This window comes from Novosphingobium sp., assembly GCF_019748365.1.
Classification (GTDB): domain Bacteria; phylum Pseudomonadota; class Alphaproteobacteria; order Sphingomonadales; family Sphingomonadaceae; genus Novosphingobium.
Genome location: NZ_JAIEPN010000055.1, coordinates 22,650 through 39,024 on the forward strand (window position 1 = coordinate 22,650; position 16,375 = coordinate 39,024).

Below are 16,375 nucleotides of genomic sequence, written 5' to 3' on the forward strand. Positions count from 1 at the left end.
GATTTGGACGACTGGTCCGAACCAGCGTGTGCGGCGTTTGCGCTTCCGACCGGGAAGCGCCTGCTCGCCGCGTGCGCACAGCTTGGCGGAGCGGGACAATGGCGACACAATCTGCGGAGAACGGGGCCGATGGCCCGGCAGGACGGGCGGAGGTGGATACCTCGCCGCTGATCTATCGAACGAAACTGCCGGTGCGGATCTGGCACTGGATCAATGCCCTCAGCATCTTCGTGATGCTGATGAGCGGGATGATGATCTTCAATGCTCATCCCCGGCTCTATTGGGGCGTCTACGGCGCGAACCTTGATCATCCCTGGCTGGTGATCAGCCATCGCGGCACCAGCGGGTTCGTGCAAATCGGCGGGTTCGAGATCGCGACGACCGGCTTCCTCGGCTACGCGCAGGGTGTGCCTTATGCGTTCCCGCCACTCGTCACGATCCCTTCGACCTACAGTCTTGCCGATGCACGCCAATGGCACTTTGCGTTTGCCTGGGTGCTGCTGATCAGCGCGACACTGTTCATGGCATATAACCTTGTTTCCGGTCACTTGCGGCGCGATCTTGCCTTGAAGCGTGAAGAACGCAGCATCGCGCACCTGTGGCACGACATCAAGGAACATGCGCGGCTGCGCTTCCCTACCGGCGAAGCGGCGAGAGCCTATAACCCGCTGCAGAAGATCGCCTACCTCGGGGTGCTCTTCGTGCTGATCCCGGTGGTGATCCTGACCGGCTGCACGATGTCGCCCACGCTCAACGCGGCCTTCCCCTGGCTGGCCGAGATCTTCGGCGGGCGGCCCTCGGCGCGCTCGATCCACTTCCTTTGCGCGGCCGGGTTCGCCGCCTTCATCGCGGTGCATCTGCTGGCGGTGGTGCTGGCAGGGCCGTTCAACGAGTTGCGCTCGATCATCACGGGCTGGTACCGTCTGCCGAAGGAGCGGTCGTAATGAGCAAGGACAACACTTCCGGGCTTATCTTGCCCGCTGAACGCCCCACTTCACTCGTCACGCGGCGTAACGCCCTGATTGGCGGCGCGGGATTGCTGCTGGCCGGCTGCGACCAGATCAACGCCTCGCCGACGGTCAAATCGTTCCTTAGCCTTGGCGAAAAGACGACGCACCGTGCGCAGCGTCTCGTCACGGACCGTAACGCGCTTGCGCAGGAGTTCAGCCGGGCCGAAATGTCGCCGGTGTTCCGCCAGAACGGCAACCAGAACCCCAATACGAGCGAGTACAACACGCTCGCGGCGAACAAGTTTGCCGACTGGACGCTGAGCGTCGACGGCATGGTGGCGCATCCGCTGCGCATCAGTCTGGCGCAGATGATGGCCGCCCCCCGGCGCACGCAGATCACGCGGCACGACTGCGTGGAAGGCTGGAGCGCGATCGGCGAATGGTCGGGCGTACCGCTCGGCCTGATCCTCAAGCGCGCAGGCATGTCCAGTAACGCCAAGTACGTGGTGTTCCATTGCGCGGACAGCACAGGCGGCATCCCGTACTACGAGAGCATCGACATGATCGATGCCTTCCACCCGCAAACGATCCTGGCGACGCACATGAACGGCGAACTGCTGACGGTCGGCCACGGCGCGCCGCTGCGCCTGAGGGTCGAACGGCAGCTGGGCTACAAGCAGGCCAAGTATGTGATGCGCGTGGAAGCGGTTGCCTCGCTCGATGCGATTCATGGCGGCAAGGGCGGCTACTGGGAGGATCACCGCGGCTATCAGTGGTTTGCGGGGATCTGAGGGGCGCGGCCCCTCACCCTTTCAGACCTTCACGATACCGCGTTCGATCAGGCTTTTCGCGCAGTCGATGATCGATTCTTCGGCAGGGCGGGTCTTCCAGCCAAGCCGTTCGAAGGCGTGGGCGGCGCTGGCATCGCGCACGTTGCCGAGTTCGCCGACGACCTGACGGATCAGCGGATTGAACTTGGCGGCAAAGCGGACAAGCCAGTCCGGCAAACGGCGCGTGGGTACCCTGCGTGCTTCGAGCGGCATTCCGGCGCGCAGGATCTGCGCAACCTCAATCATCTTGAGGAACGGACCCGAGGCAATGAAACGCTCGCCATCGAGACCCGGTTCAGTGAGCACGCGGACGTGGAGATCCGCGAGATCGCGCACGTCGACGATGCCGAAGCCGAGATCGGGGCAGCCGGGGAGCGCGCCGGAGAGGAGCTGGTTCACCATCTCGATCGAGGCGGAGAAATCGTGGCTCCAGACCGGGCCGAGCACGGCGGCGGGGTTGACCGAGAGGAATTCCATGCCCGCCCCCTCTTTCGCCATCCACTCGCGTGCGGCACGTTCGGCAACCGTCTTGGACTTGACGTAGGCATAGGCATCGCGGCTGTGGATGTTGGTCCAGTCGGCCTCGGTAAAGTGGTGATGGCCCTTTCCGTGGCCATAGGCGATTGCGGCGACCGACGAGGTCTGGACGAAGCGCTGGACACCTGCCGCCTTGGCGATCCGCAGCGTGCGCACGGTTCCCTCACGCGCGGGGATGATAAGATCATCGGGATTGCGCGGCGGTTTGCTGCTGAAGGGCGAGGCAACGTGGAGAACGTGGCTACAGCCCGCCATCGCCTCGGCCCAACCCGCATCGGCGGTGAGATCGGCCGCGAAGAACTTCAGGGTTTCCGGCGTGCCGCCAAGCTGCGGGCGCAATTCAGCCTCGCGCTTCAGGTTGCGCACCGTGGTGTGGACAGTCCAGCCCTCGGCCAGAAGTCGCTGAATGATGAAGCCGGCGATGTAGCCGCTGCCGCCGGAGACGAGGACTTGCTTGGACATGGGAGGCTTCCTTTCGATCAGAACCGCAGCATGATGGAGCGGGCAAGCGCGGGCGAGAACGAGTAGACCGCGCGCAGCACCTTCACCATTCCGACATTGGCCTCGTCCTTGCCGCCTTCCATCGCGGCAACGATCTGTCGGGCGCATTCCTCAGGCGCCAACTTGTTGCTGCCGCGCCCGGCGGTCATCGCCGTATCGACCAGTGGGGGAAGCGCCTCAAGGACGTGGATGCCGGTGCCCTTCAATTGCGCGCGCAGGGCCATCGTATAGCTGCGCAAGGCGGCCTTGGTGGCGCAATAAAGCGGCGAACCGGCGTTGGGCGCGATGGCGAGGCCTGACGTCACGTTGACGATCATCGCCTCCGGACGGGCCCGCAATGTCTCCATCAGGCGCCCGATCAGGCGGATCGGGGCGTGGACATTGAGCCAGAGCGTGCGTTCGTCATCCTCCTCGCGCGGAAGGGCCATGCGGAAGTCGTGGTCCGCCCCCATCCCGGCGTTGTTGACGAGAATGTCGATCGGACGACCGGCAAGACCGGCGATGACGGCTTCCACCCCGTCCGGCCCGGCAAGGTCGGCAGCGATGACTTCAAAGCCTTCCGTCTGCGCCGCCGCGATCCGCTCGGGCGTCCGTCCCGTAACGATAAGGACCGCGCCTTTGCCGCGCAGCTGGCGGGCAAGGCGCAGGCCGATGCCATCGGTGCCGCCGGTGAGCAGAATGGTCTTGCCTTGAAGGTTCATGCAGTGCTCCCCGGACGATTTCCGGAGAGACTAACGGGTCGGTTGCAATGTGCAACCTTTACTTCATCAGCACGAGTTCCTCGGCCATCGACGGATGCAGCGCAACTGTCGCATCGAAATCGGCCTTGGTGAGGCCCGCTTTCACCGCAATGGCCGCGGCTTGCAGGATCTCCGGCGCTTCGGGGCCGATCATGTGGATCGCCAGTACCCGGTCTGTCGCGGCATCGACGATCATCTTGTAGAGACCGCGCTCGGGCCTGTGGGCGAAGATGTTTTTCATCGGGCGGAAATCCGACGAATAGACCTTGATCGATCCGTACTTGTTGCGCGCCTGTCCCTCGGTAGGGCCGACACCGGCTAGCGGAGGCTGCGAGAAAACGGCGCTCGGGATGCAGCTATAGTCGATCGTTACGTGCTTGCCGCCGAACACGCGGTCCGCGAAGGCCTGGCCTTCGCGGATGGCGACGGGGGTGAGCTGGACGCGGTCCGTTACGTCACCCACGGCATAGATGCTGGGGCAGCTGGTCTGGGCGCGCTCGTCGACAAGGATCTCGCCGTTCTCGCCCAGCTTTACCCCGGCGGTTTCAAGGCCGAGCCCGTCCGTCTTGGGGCGGCGGCCCGTGGCGACGAGGACCTGATCGGCAAGGATCGGATCGATCTGCCCCTTGAGCCAGACTTCGAGGAGGCCATCCTCGCGCTTGACCACCTTTTCGAACGGGGAATTGAAGCGATACTGGATGCCGCGTGCCATGGTGATCTGGAGCAGCCGGTCGCGCAGGGCTTCATCGTACGTGCGCAGCAGAGTCTCGGAGCGATTGACAACTGTTACGTTGCTGCCGAGTGCATTGAAAATGCCCGCAAATTCCATGGCGATATAGCCCGCGCCGGAAATCACCACGCGCCGGGGGAACTTTTCGAGATGGAACACCTCGTTCGAGGTGATGCAATGCTCGGCGCCTTCAAATTCGGGCATGACCGGCCAGGCGCCGGTGGCGACGAGGATGTGCTTTGCGGTGATCTCGCGCCCTGAAGCAAGGCGCACGGAATTGGGGCCAGTGATGACCGCGCGCTCGAGGAAGCGCTCGACCTTGTGGGTTTCGAGCGTCGAGGTGTAGGCGGCATTGAGCCGGTCGACATCGCGCAGGACAGCATCGCGCAGGGTCGGCCAGTCGAACGTGGTGTTCTCGACCGTCCAGCCGTAGTTGGCCGCGTCCTGCAATTCCTCGGCGAAGTGCGAGCCATAGACCAGGAGCTTCTTGGGGACGCAGCCGCGGATCACGCAAGTGCCGCCGACGCGGAACTCCTCGGCCACGGCCACACGGGCACCGTGGCTGGCGGCCACGCGGCTGGCGCGGACGCCGCCGGAGCCGGCCCCGATGACAAAGAGATCGTAGTCGAATTGGATATCGGTCATGCGGGAGGCTCCTGATGCGGCGCCCTATATGGCGTTTGCCCCCAGCCGCGCCAATGCCCAATCGCGGCGATTTCGCGTGACGTTACGAGTTCAGCCGTCGATCCCGGCGGCCGCCAGCAGGGCCTGCGTGGAAGGATCGAATGTGGCATCGCCCGCCTCGATCGACTTGGCGATGGCCTTGCCAAGCTCGACGCCGAACTGGTCGAAGGGATTGATGCCCAGCATCATTGCCGAGACAAAGGTGCGATGCTCGTGGAAGGCGATGAGGCTGCCGAGCGTGGCGGCGCCGAGTTCGTCGCAGAGGATCGTGGCGGAGGGGCGGTCGCCCGGATAGTCGCGCGCCATGTCGCCCTCACCCGGCTTGCCGGCCATGAGCGCGGCGCCTTGCGCGAAGCAGTTGGCGAGGAGCGTCCGGTGGTGCGCCGGATCAAAATCATGGCCGGGTACGCTGACGGCAAGGAAATCGACCGGGATCAGGTGCGTGCCCTGGTGCAGGAGCTGAAACACCGCATGCTGCGCGTCTGTGCCGACACCGCCCCACGTAACGGGGGCGCTGGGGCGAGTGAGCGGCTCACCCTGTGCCGTAACGCGCTTGCCATTCGATTCCATCTCGAGCTGCTGGAGGTAGTTCGGCAAGAGGCGCAGCCGCTCGTCGTAGGCGAACACCGCACGGCTGCCGCAGTGCCGGGCCTGCGTATAGTAGAGATCGGCAAAAGCGGCGCGGATGACGACGTTTTCGGCCATCGGCGCTTCAAGGAAATGGCGGTCAAGCGCGGCGGCCCCGGCGAGGAAGGCGGCGAACCCGTCCCAGCCCAGCGCGAGCGCGATGGGGAAGCCGATCGAGGACCACAGTGAGTAACGGCCGCCGACGGTCTCGGCGAAAGGCAGGACGCGCGTTTCGTCAACGCCCCAGGCGACAGCCTTTTCAGGCGCGGCGGTGAGCGCGACGACGCGGCCGAAGGGGTCCTCCACGCCGCCTTCGCGCAGCCAATCCAGCGCGCTCACGGCGTTCATCAGCGTTTCGGTGGTGGTGAAAGTCTTGGAAGCGACCGCGATCAGGGTGGTGGCGGGATCGCACTGCGCGGTGGCGGCAGCAAGCGCGGCGCCATCGACATTGGAGACAACGTGGACGGCTACCTTGGCGTCGTCGCGCGCCAGCGCATCGATGGCGAGCGCCGGGCCAAGCGCCGAGCCGCCGATGCCGATGTGGATGAGGCTCTTCACCTCGCCGAGCAAGCCTTCATGGATCGCCTCGACCAGCACCTGCATGCGTTCGTGGAAGCGTTCGGCTTCTTCGGCAGCGGCGGGATTGCCGACGCCGCGCTCGGCCATATGCGTGGCGGCGCGGCCCTCGGTGTTGTTGATCAGCGCGCCGGCGAACAGCGCCTCGCGGCTGGCGGGAAGATCAACCGCATCGGCGATCTGGTCCAGCACGGCTTCGACTTCGGGAGAGAGGTGCGTCTTCGACCAGTCGAACCGAATCGGGCCGCCGGGGAGATCGAGCACCGTCGCGTAACGATCAAGCCGTGCGGGATCGGCAAAGAGGTCCGAGAGCGTGGGGCGCGGCAGGCTTTCGAGCGCGGTCCAGAGCGGGGCAGTGTCGGTGGCAGCCATGGTATCGTCTCCTGGGGATGCGCCGGGCGTACCCCGCCCGTTCGACCAAGCGCAAGGGATGGTCGACCGGCGTGCCTGCAAAATTCGTCTGCACGGGCCTATCCATGCAGTCTGCGCTTGACGGATGCGAGGCCCCTCCACATGACCGCTGCGATGACCGAACCCTCAGAAAACACGCCCCAGAGCTCGCCAACCGCGACGTCGGCGGTGCAGGACGCACCCGCGCCCCCCACGAAGAAGAAGGAACGCAAGGAAGACAGCTTCCCGGTCTTTGTGATCAAGCTGGTCCTTATCGTGGCGTTCTTCAGGAGCTTCGTGTTCTCGCCCTTCAACATCCCTTCGGAATCGATGCTGCCTCGGCTCGAGAACGGCGATTATCTGCTGGCGGCGAAGTGGCCCTATGGCTTCTCGTCATACTCGCTGCCGTTCAGCCTGCCGCTGCTGCCGAGCCGGATTATGGCGGGCCAGCCGAAGCGCGGCGATGTGGTGATATTCAAGGCACCCCCGGGCAATGATGTCGACTACATCAAGCGGGTGATCGGCCTGCCGGGCGATACTGTGCAGATGATCGGCGGGCAGCTGCACCTGAACGGCGTGGCCGTGCCCAAGGTCAAGGTCGCCGATTTCGTCATCCGGGTTTCGGCCAACACGAGCTGCATTGCGCCGGAATTCGAGGCGGTGGAACCGAACGGGATTCAGAGCTGCCACTACCCGCAGTATCGCGAGACGCTGCCGGGCGGCAAATCCTACAACGTGCTCGATCTGGGCTACCGGCCGCAAGACGACACCCCGCCGGTCGTGGTGCCTGCGGGCCATGTGTTCCTGATGGGCGACAACCGCGACAACTCGATGGACAGCCGCTTTCCGGCGGTCGAGGGCGGCGGGATCGGGCTTGTGCCGCAGGACAACCTGATCGGCCGCGCGACAATCGTGATGTGGTCGACCGACGGCAGTGCCAACTGGTTCCTGCCCTGGACCTGGTTCTCTGCACTGCGGGCGGACCGGATCGGGGGTACGTTCTGAGCGGCGCGCTTTCGGAAGAGACCGCGGGCTTCATCGCCGCGCTGACGGGGGCGGCCCCTGCCCGGCCCGACTTGTGGCACGAGGCGCTGACCCACGGATCGATGGGCGAGGCGCGTGATTACCAGCGGCTCGAGTTTCTGGGGGACCGCGTGCTGGGCCTCGCCATCGCGGAGTGGCTGCACGAACAGAGCGAGGCGGCGGAAGGCAAGCTCTCGCAGCGCCTCAACGTGCTCGTCAGCCGCGAGACTTGTGCCGATGTGGCGCGCAAGCTGGGCGTCGCGGGGCATATCCGGCTTGGCAAGCAGGCGCGCGGCGATGGCGCCGGGCAAAGCGACAATGTGCTGGGCGACGTGATGGAAGCGCTGATCGGGGCGCTTTTCCTCGAACGCGGGTTCGATGCGGCGCGCAGCTTCGTACGCAAGGCATGGGAGCCTGCGATGGCGGGCGGCGCGGGGCAGCGCAAGCACCCCAAGGCCGCGCTGCAGGAATGGGCAGCGGGCAATCGCCGCAAGCCACCGGTCTACACGCTGCTGGAACGCAGCGGGCCGGACCATGCGGCGGTGTTTACGGTGCAGGTCGAGGTGGCCGGGGTCGGCTCCGAGCAGGCGACCGGATCAAGCAAACAGGAAGCCGAGCGCGGCGCGGCTGCAGCCTTCATGGCGCGCTATGGATGATGGACATATGACGGAACATTGTGGACTCGTGGCGGTGATCGGCGCGCCCAATGCGGGCAAGTCGACGCTGGTCAACGCGCTGGTCGGGCAGAAGGTGGCGATCGTCTCGGCCAAGGCGCAGACGACGCGCGCGCGGCTGATGGGGATCGCGCTGCAGGATCTGCCGGGCGGCGAGCGGGTGCAACTGATCCTCGCCGACACGCCAGGTCTGTTCGAGCCGAAGCGGCGGCTCGACCGCGCAATGGTGCATGCGGCATGGGAAGGCGCGGACAGCGCCGATGCGATCCTGCTGTTGGTCGACGGGCGCAAGAAGAAGCGCGATTATCTGGAACCCATCCTCGAAAGCCTGAAGGACCGCGCCGAGCGCAAGATCCTCGTGCTCAACAAGGTGGATGCGATTGCCAAGGAACCGCTGCTGGAAATGGCGGCGGAGCTGGCGCCGCAGGGCGGGTTTGACGAGGTGTTCTTCGTCTCGGCGCTGACCGGGGACGGGGTGCCCGAACTCAAGCTCAAGCTGGCAGAGCGCATGCCCGAAGGCGCTTGGCACTATCCCGAGGATCAGGTTTCCGATGCCAGCGAGCGGCTGCTGGCGGCGGAGATCACCCGGGAGCAGCTTTACCGCCAGCTTCACGACGAGCTGCCCTATGACAGCGCGGTGCGGCCCGAGAGTTACGCGACGCGCCGTGACGGTTCGATCGAGATCCACCAGCAGATCGTGATCGCGCGCGACAGCCAGAAGGCGATCGTGCTCGGCAAGGGCGGATCGAAGCTGAAATCCATTGGCGAGGCGGCGCGCAAGGAACTGGCCGAGCTGCTGGGTGTGAAGGTGCACCTGTTCCTCCACGTGAAGGTGGAGGAAGGCTGGGCCGAGGCCAAGGAAATCTACGAGGAAATCGGGCTGGACTGGGTGAAATGATCACGCGCGAACTGCTGGGCACGGCGCAAGTGCCGGGGGGCACCGAACTGCGCCTGTTTCGCCATGATCGCGATTTCATGATCGTGATGGGGCATAACGAGCTGATGAGCAGCCGCATGAGCGGCTCTGAAATTGCACTCGCCACCGAGACGATCAAGCGCCTGAAGGGCCGCCCTGCCCCCACGTTGCTGATCGGCGGCTATGGCATGGGTTTCACCTTGCGCGCGGCGCTGGAAGTGCTGGGGCCCAAGGCAGAAGTGATCGTGGCCGAACTGGTGCCCGAGATCATCCAGTGGGCGCGCGGGCCGATGGCGGACATCGCCGCCGGGTGCCTCGATGATCCGCGCGTGCGGCTGATCATGGGCGATGTGGGTAGCGAGATCGACGGCGCGCAGGGCGATTACGATGCGATCCTGCTCGATGTCGACAACGGGCCGGACGGCGTGGTGCGCGATGGCAATGGCGCGCTCTACAGCTCCTCCGGCCTGCGCGCAGCAAGGCGGGCGCTGACGGCAGGCGGCGTGCTGGCAGTGTGGTCGGCAGGGCCGGACCCGGCATTTACGCGCAGGCTGGAGAAGAACGGTTTTGCCGTAGACGAGATTCGCGTGGCCGCACGGACCAACGGCAAGGGGCCCAAGCACACGATCTGGTTCGCGACTCCGAATTGATCGTTACGAGACGATAGGCTGGGAAGCCCCTCTCCCAACCCTCTCCCCTCAAGGGGAGAGGGCTTAAGGAAGTTACTTCGCCGCCTTCTTGGCAGGCGCCTTCTTGGCGGCGGGCTTCTTGGCCGGAGCCTTCGCGGCAGCCTTCTTGGGCGACGCTTTCTTCTTGCCCTTGGCGGGCGCGGCGGCGGCGCGGGTGTCGATCAGGGCGATGGCCTGTTCGAGGGTCAGGTCCTCGGGCTTCACGTCCTTGGGCAGCGTCGCATTGGTCGTGCCGTCGGTGACATAGGCGCCATAGCGACCGGCCAGCAGCTTCATCTCGCCGCCGGACGTAGGATGCGGCCCGAAGGTGTTGAGCGGTTCGACCGGCGTGCGGCTGCCGCGCGCGCCTGCACCGGCGGCGGCTTCGGCCAGCTTGACCACCGCCGCGTTCATGCCTGTCTCGAACACTTCAGACGTCGACTTCAGCCTGCCATACTTGCCATCATGGGCGAGATATGGGCCGTAACGTCCTATACTTGCAGTGATCATCTTGCCCGTTTCCGGGTGTGGTCCGATCTCGCGCGGCAGCGAAAGGAGCTTCAGGGCCCATTCCAGATCAAGCTCGGGAATGTCCTTGGGAATCGAAGCGCGCTTGGCTTCCTTGCCGTCGCCGAGCTGGATGTAGGGACCGAACCGGCCCGAGCGGCGGGTGACTTCAAGGCCGGTGACCGGGTCCTTGCCGAGCCCGGCTTCCTCGCCCTCGCCGCCCTCACCCTCGCCGCCACCTTGCGCGAACTTGCGAGTGAATTTGCACTCGGGATAGTTCGAGCAGGCGACAAACGCACCATAGCGTCCGCCGCGCAAGCTGAGGCGGCCGGCCTGGCACTTGGGGCAGAGGCGCGGATCGCTGCCGTCTTCCCGCTTGGGGAAGAGATAGTCCTCGAGGAAGGTGTCGAGCTCGGCGGTCACCTCGCTCGGCTTCTTCTCCATGACCTCGTCGGACTTGGGCTTGAAATCGCGCCAGAAGGCTTCGAGCACGGCTTTCCATGCCGCGCGCCCGCCCGAGACGTCGTCGAGTTCGTCCTCCATGCCCGCGGTGAACTGATACGCCACGTATCGGTCGAAGAAGCGCTCGAGGAAGGCCGTCAGCAGGCGTCCGCTCTCTTCGGCGAAGAAGCGGTTCTTCTCGGTGCGGACGTAGTTGCGGTCCTTCAGCACCTGCAATGTGGCGGCATATGTCGAAGGACGCCCGATGCCGAGCTCTTCCAGCCGCTTGACGAGACTCGCCTCCGAATAGCGCGGCGGCGGCTGGGTGAAGTGTTGGGTCGCCTCAACACCGCGCTTGGCGGGCGTATCGCCGGTGTTCATGATCGGAAGGAGGCTGGTCTCGTCCTCGCTGTCGTCGGGCCCATCGGCCTTCTGGTCGCGGCCCTCCTCGTAAACCGCGAGGAAGCCGGGGAACTTCACGACCTGACCGGTGGCGCGCAGTTCGTGCTTGCCGGTGCCTTCGCGCAAGGTGACGGTGGTGCGCTCGATCAGGGCCGAGGCCATCTGGCTGGCCATCGCGCGCTTGTAGATGAGGTCGTAGAGCCGGGCCTCATCGCCCGTACCGTAACGGTCGTGGCTGAAATCGGTCGGGCGGATCGCCTCGTGCGCTTCCTGCGCGTTCTTGGCCTTGGTTTCGTAGATGCGCGGCTTTTCGGGGAGGTAGTGGCCCGAATAGCGTTTGCTGATCGCGGCGCGCGCGGCGCTGATCGCGCTGGGGTCCATCTGCACGCCGTCGGTGCGCATATAGGTGATCGCGCCCGCCTCGTAGAGCGTCTGCGCGACCCGCATGGTGTGGCTGGCCGAGAAGCCGAGCTTGCGTGCGGCTTCCTGCTGGAGCGTGGAAGTGGTGAACGGCGGATAGGGATTGCGGCGGGTGGGCCGGGTGTCGACCTCCTCGACGCGGAAGGTGGCGGCCTCGACAGTCGCCTTGGCGCGCTGGGCAATGCCTTCGTTGCCCAGCGAGAGGCGGTCCAGCTTTTCGCCCTCGAAGCGGACGAGGCGCGCCTTGAACGGCGTCCCGCCCTGCTCCAGCATGGCGACGACCGACCAGTACTCCTGCGCCTTGAAGGTCTCGATCTCGCGCTCGCGCTCGACGATGAGGCGCAGCGCGACCGACTGGACGCGGCCGGCGGACTTGGCACCGGGAAGCTTGCGCCAGAGCACAGGCGAGAGCGTGAACCCGAACAGGTAATCGAGCGCACGGCGGGCGAGATAGGCGTCGATCAGATCCTGATCCAGCTCGCGCGGGTGCTTCATCGCCTCGGTGACGGTGGCCTTGGTGATCGCGTTGAAGGTAACGCGCTCGACATCCTTGGGCAGCGCCTTGCGCTTGGCGAGGAGCTCGCGCACGTGCCACGAGATCGCCTCGCCCTCGCGGTCAGGGTCGGTCGCGAGGATCAGGCGATCGGCGGTCTTGGCCGAATCGACGATCGCCTTCACCCGCGCCGCCTTGTCGCCATAGAGCTCCCAGTCCATCGCGAAGTCCTCGTCCGGGCGCACCGAACCATCCTTCACGGGCAGATCGCGGACGTGGCCGTAGGAAGCGAGGACCTTGAAACCGGGACCGAGATACTTCTCGATGGTCTTGGCCTTGGCCGGGGATTCAACGATGACGAGCTGCATGGGCTGGGACGGACTTTCGAGGCCTTACACGTACGCGCGAGGGTGAAGACCCTTCGTCCCCCGCGTCAAGGCCCCGCGTTCTGCGCAGGTTTTCAGGAAAGTCCAGCCCGGAACGCCCACCATCACTTCAGGGCGTTGATCTGGCCTATCAGCACATCGTTGGCGAGACCGGCTGCCTTGGCCGCGCCTTCCTCATAGTTGCCGGGCTTGGCGTCGAATTCGAACTTGCGCGTCTTGCCAAAGCGCAGGCCGCCATAGCCCATCGCCGCCATCACGCCGCCGCCGACATTGGCGGCGGCCTGGGTGGTCTTGTCCATGCTGCTGGAGGCATCGTGCTTGTCGATGAAATCGCCATCGACCGAGACGCTCTGATTGAGCGTGACCGTCGTCGTCTTGCCGTTGGGGCCGAACACGGTCATCCGGCTGTAACCCGGCACGACCGAGAGATTGGCATTGACCGAGAGCCCGCCGAAGCTGAATGCGCCGGGGCGCTTCTGGTCCGAAAAGTCGATCAGGTAGGTAACGTCGATCACCGGCACTCCGGCGGCCTTGGCGTATTGCGAGAGGGCGTAACCCGCCTGCCCGGCGTCCATCGCGAGGCCCATGCTGGACAAGCCGCTGCCCTGGAAATCGCCCGCGACCATGATCAGCGTCGGGAGAGCGGTGGGCTTCACATAAGTCGCCTTGCCCTTGCTGTTCTTTTCGAGCGCAATCGAGATATCGAGTGGCGAGGTCTGGCCATGGGGCTTGGCCATCTCGGGCGCGGCGAAGACGGCGGCGGGATCCTTGACCGTCAGGCCCGCAGCCGCAAGCTTGGCGGTGAAATCGGCGTAGGCGGCATCGGCGATCTTCTGCATCATTTCGGGGGTGACACCGACGAGCGAGGACTTCGCCTTGGTGGTGCCGCCGAACGCACCCATCAGGCCGCCGGTCGCCTTGGTCTGGCCGGTCGATTCAAAAATGAAACCCACGTTGAATGCGGCAACCGCTGCGCCCGTGGCGCCTTTCACGGCTTCCTTGCCGGAAACCTTAACCGGCGCGCTATCGCCGGCATAGGCAAACCCGGGCAGCGTGAGCGCCGTGAAGGCAAGCGCCAAAGCAATGGAATTACGGCTTTTCATGGTCCTATCCCCCTTCGCCTCACCCCCCGGTGAGATCCAAATCGGACCATAAATGGTAAATCGGGAATGCGTCAATTGTCGCCGGAATGGCACTAATTGCTTGAGACCATCCGTCTCAAACCTGGACAAGCGATACGCGGCCCCCGGCGTGGCGGATCAGGCGACCGGCCAGTTCAAGCTCGATTAGGGCCATCTGCACCGCGCCAGCGCTGGCGCCGCTCTGGCGGATCAACTCGTCTGTCGCCACAGGAGCCGCGGACAGCAGATGCGTGATTTCGACCTGGCCTTCATCCGGAACGGCGAGCGGAGTGAAGCTGGAATCCTCCATCTCCATCCCGGTCCACACCGGCTCGCGCAGCTTGAGACGCTGCGGACCATCGAAGCGCTCCAGCAGTTCGGTGATATTGTCCGCCGACTGGACAAGGATCGCGCCGTCGCGAATGAGATCGTTGCACCCGCGCGAGCGGCTGTCGAGCGGGGAGCCGGGGACTGCCATGACCTCACGCCCCGCCTCGGCGGCCAGACGGGCGGTGATGAGCGAGCCCGAACGCGGCGCCGCTTCCACGACCACGGTGCCGGCGGCGAGCCCGGCGATGATGCGGTTGCGGAAGGGGAAGTGGCGCGCAAGGGGTTCCGTGCCCGGCGGCATTTCGGCCAGCAGGAGCCCGCGCTGCGCGACCGCTTCCTGCAGTTCGGCGTGTTCGGGGGGATAAGTCACGTCTATCCCGCTGGCGATAACGCCGATGGTGCCGCCGCCGCACTCCATCGCCGCCAGCGCCCCGCGGTGAGCAGCCGCGTCGATCCCGCGCGCCAGACCCGAGACCACGGCATAACCCCGCGCCGCCAGCGCGGCAGCGTAGTCCCGCGCCAGGCGGCAGGCCCCGGCCGAGGCATTGCGTGCCCCGACGAGGGCAACCGCGCCCTGCCCCAGCAGCGCCAGATCGCCGCGCCAGGTGAGCACCGGCGGCGGGGTTTCGAGTGCGGCAAGGAGGCGCGGATAGGCGGGGGAATCGTGGAACAGATACTGGCCGCCGGCGCCGTGCAGGCGAGCGATCTCGGCCTCGACGCGATGCGCCGGAACGGGCTGGTAGCGTGCCCCGCCCCGCGCGGCGAGATCGGGCAGTGCTTCCAGCGCGGCGGCAGCATCGCCAAAGCGGCGCAGGAGCTGGAAATAGCTGACCGGGCCGATGCCGGGCGAGCGCAGCAGGCGGATGCGGGCGAGAACGTCGCTGTCAGTCAGATCAGGGGCAGGCAAGTTCACCCCTTCTGGCCGATGCGCGGCTCGGTCCCGGCGCGCAGGCGGGCGATGTTGGCGCGGTGGAGCCAGATCACCATGAGCGCGAGGAGCGCCAGCACGGCCGCATAATCATTGTATCCCAGCAGCAGCGCGGCAATCGGGGCTGCGATTACTGCGCAGAGCCCGCCGAGCGAGGAAACACGCGTGGCCGCCAGCATGCCAAGCCACACCAAGGCGTAAACGAGGCCGATCGGCCAGGCGAGGCCGAGCGAGACGCCCATCGTCGTGGCCACGCCCTTGCCGCCATTGAAGCGCAACCAGACCGGGAAGCAATGGCCGATCACGGCAGCGAAGGCCGCCAGCCCTTCCGTGCCGGGAAACCAGGCCCGAGCCAGCAAGACGGCGGCGGCCCCCTTGGCGAGATCGAGCAGCAAGGTCGACGCAGCAAGCCCCTTGCGCCCGGTGCGCAGCACATTGGTGGCGCCGATATTGCCGGAACCGATCGAGCGCAGGTCGCCCGCGCCGAAAAGCCGGGTGAGCAGCAATCCGAAGGGAACCGAACCCAGCAGATAGGCTGCGACGAGAACCGCAGCAGCGGAAGGAGCAGCAAAGTTCATGGGGCAGGTCTTAACCGCCACCGGGCACAAAGGGGAGAGGCATGGTTTCCTTTTTGGCACCGTTCCCGATAGAAGAGCAGGTGATGACCGCCGAGCCTGCATCTGCCGATCCTGCCGCCCCGATCCTGCTGTTCGATTCCGGCGTCGGCGGGCTTTCCGTGCTGGGCAAAGTGCGCAAGGTGCTGCCGCAAGCGCCAGTGATGTATGTCTCGGACAATGCGGGCCTGCCCTATGGCAGCAAGACCGAAGCGCAGATCGCAGCGCGGGTTTCGGGGCTGCTGGGGCGGCTGACCGAGCGCTATCGCCCGCGCCTTGTCTGCATTGCCTGCAATACTGCCAGCACGATCGCGCTCGCCTCGGTGCGCGAGGTGCTTGAAGTGCCGATCGTGGGCACAGTGCCGGCGATCAAGCCCGCGGCGGCGATGACACGGACGAGCGTGATCGGCCTGCTCGGCACCGAGGCGACCATCCGGCAAGGCTATGTCGACCGCCTCGAGGCCGAGTTTGCCGCCGACAAGCGGCTGCTGCGCCACGGCGCGCCCGAGCTTGTTGCAGCCGCCGAAGCCAAGCTGCGCGGGCTTCCGGTCGATCCGGCCGTGTTCACGCGGGCCGCCGCCGCGCTGCGCGCCATGCCGGACGGCGGGCGAATCGATACGGTTGTGCTGGCCTGCACGCACTTCCCGCTGCTTGAAGCCGAACTTGCCGAGGCTTTCGGGCCCGGCGTGCGCTTTATCGATGGCTCCGACGGGATCGCGCGACGGATCGCCTTCCTCACGCAGGGTCAGGACTGGGCGAACAGCGCGGAAGGGGATATTGCCCTGTTCACGAAAGACGATCCCGCGAACGAGTGTTTAATCCCCGCATTGGCACACTATGGCATCGCCCGGCGGCTGGTGTTCTGACCGGATCGGGGATAACGAACT

15 protein-coding genes are annotated in these 16,375 nt (G+C 65.7%); 7 read left to right on the forward strand and 8 right to left on the reverse strand.

Annotated features, from left to right (window positions below):
* Positions 1-98: 98 nt before the first annotated feature.
* On the forward strand, positions 99-944 hold the full coding sequence (locus K5Q19_RS07780) for a cytochrome b/b6 domain-containing protein (RefSeq protein ID WP_292943057.1): 846 nt from the start codon (positions 99-101) through the stop codon (positions 942-944).
* A complete protein-coding gene (locus K5Q19_RS07785) occupies positions 944-1,741 on the forward strand; it encodes a molybdopterin-binding protein (RefSeq protein ID WP_292943059.1) in 798 nt (265 codons plus the stop codon). The genes K5Q19_RS07780 and K5Q19_RS07785 overlap by 1 nt, the downstream gene beginning before the upstream one ends.
* Positions 1,742-1,762: 21 nt before the next feature.
* Here K5Q19_RS07785 and K5Q19_RS07790 read toward each other — a convergent pair whose 3' ends face one another.
* The 4 genes from K5Q19_RS07790 to pgi form a co-directional block, all read right to left on the reverse strand.
* On the reverse strand, positions 1,763-2,779 hold the full coding sequence (locus tag K5Q19_RS07790) for an aldehyde reductase (protein WP_292943062.1): 1,017 nt from the start codon (positions 2,777-2,779) through the stop codon (positions 1,763-1,765).
* Positions 2,780-2,796: 17 nt separating this feature from the next.
* Positions 2,797-3,519 (reverse strand): SDR family NAD(P)-dependent oxidoreductase, encoded by a 723-nt coding sequence (locus tag K5Q19_RS07795; RefSeq protein ID WP_292943064.1) that lies wholly within the window; start codon positions 3,517-3,519, stop codon positions 2,797-2,799.
* A 58-nt stretch (positions 3,520-3,577) separates the two neighbouring features.
* A complete protein-coding gene (gene gorA / locus K5Q19_RS07800) occupies positions 3,578-4,933 on the reverse strand; it encodes a glutathione-disulfide reductase (RefSeq protein ID WP_292943067.1) in 1,356 nt (451 codons plus the stop codon).
* A 90-nt stretch (positions 4,934-5,023) separates the two neighbouring features.
* Positions 5,024-6,547 carry a glucose-6-phosphate isomerase gene (gene pgi / locus K5Q19_RS07805; RefSeq protein WP_292943070.1) on the reverse strand — a complete coding sequence of 508 codons (1,524 nt, stop codon included), beginning with the start codon at positions 6,545-6,547 and terminating at the stop codon, positions 5,024-5,026.
* 153 nt (positions 6,548-6,700) lie between these two features.
* Here pgi and lepB point away from each other — a divergent pair, with 153 nt between their 5' ends.
* The 4 genes from lepB to K5Q19_RS07825 are packed head-to-tail and all read left to right on the forward strand — an operon-like array spanning position 6,701 to position 9,828.
* On the forward strand, positions 6,701-7,570 hold the full coding sequence (gene lepB, locus K5Q19_RS07810) for a signal peptidase I (protein ID WP_292943072.1): 870 nt from the start codon (positions 6,701-6,703) through the stop codon (positions 7,568-7,570).
* Between the two features lie 32 nt (positions 7,571-7,602).
* Positions 7,603-8,244, forward strand: a complete 642-nt coding sequence (rnc, locus tag K5Q19_RS07815) for a ribonuclease III (protein ID WP_292943129.1) — start codon at positions 7,603-7,605, stop codon at positions 8,242-8,244.
* A 7-nt stretch (positions 8,245-8,251) separates the two neighbouring features.
* Positions 8,252-9,160, forward strand: a complete 909-nt coding sequence (gene era / locus K5Q19_RS07820; protein WP_292943074.1) for a GTPase Era — start codon at positions 8,252-8,254, stop codon at positions 9,158-9,160.
* Positions 9,157-9,828 carry a spermidine synthase gene (locus K5Q19_RS07825; RefSeq protein ID WP_292943076.1) on the forward strand — a complete coding sequence of 224 codons (672 nt, stop codon included), beginning with the start codon at positions 9,157-9,159 and terminating at the stop codon, positions 9,826-9,828. The genes era and K5Q19_RS07825 overlap by 4 nt, the downstream gene beginning before the upstream one ends.
* Positions 9,829-9,900: 72 nt before the next feature.
* Here K5Q19_RS07825 and topA read toward each other — a convergent pair whose 3' ends face one another.
* The 4 genes from topA to plsY all read right to left on the reverse strand — a co-directional run bounded on the left by topA (position 9,901) and on the right by plsY (position 15,452).
* Positions 9,901-12,477, reverse strand: coding sequence for a type I DNA topoisomerase (topA, locus tag K5Q19_RS07830; protein ID WP_292943079.1), 2,577 nt, complete (start codon positions 12,475-12,477; stop codon positions 9,901-9,903).
* A gap of 122 nt (positions 12,478-12,599) precedes the next feature.
* Entirely contained in the window at positions 12,600-13,598 is a 999-nt protein-coding gene (locus K5Q19_RS07835) for a hypothetical protein (RefSeq protein ID WP_292943082.1), read from the reverse strand.
* A gap of 115 nt (positions 13,599-13,713) precedes the next feature.
* Positions 13,714-14,853, reverse strand: a complete 1,140-nt coding sequence (dprA, locus tag K5Q19_RS07840; RefSeq protein WP_292943085.1) for a DNA-processing protein DprA — start codon at positions 14,851-14,853, stop codon at positions 13,714-13,716.
* 2 nt (positions 14,854-14,855) lie between these two features.
* Positions 14,856-15,452 carry a glycerol-3-phosphate 1-O-acyltransferase PlsY gene (gene plsY / locus K5Q19_RS07845; RefSeq protein ID WP_292943088.1) on the reverse strand — a complete coding sequence of 199 codons (597 nt, stop codon included), beginning with the start codon at positions 15,450-15,452 and terminating at the stop codon, positions 14,856-14,858.
* 83 nt (positions 15,453-15,535) lie between these two features.
* Between plsY and murI the strand changes: the two genes are divergently transcribed.
* Positions 15,536-16,354 carry a glutamate racemase gene (murI, locus tag K5Q19_RS07850; protein ID WP_292943131.1) on the forward strand — a complete coding sequence of 273 codons (819 nt, stop codon included), beginning with the start codon at positions 15,536-15,538 and terminating at the stop codon, positions 16,352-16,354.
* The last annotated feature ends 21 nt before the right edge of the window (positions 16,355-16,375 follow it).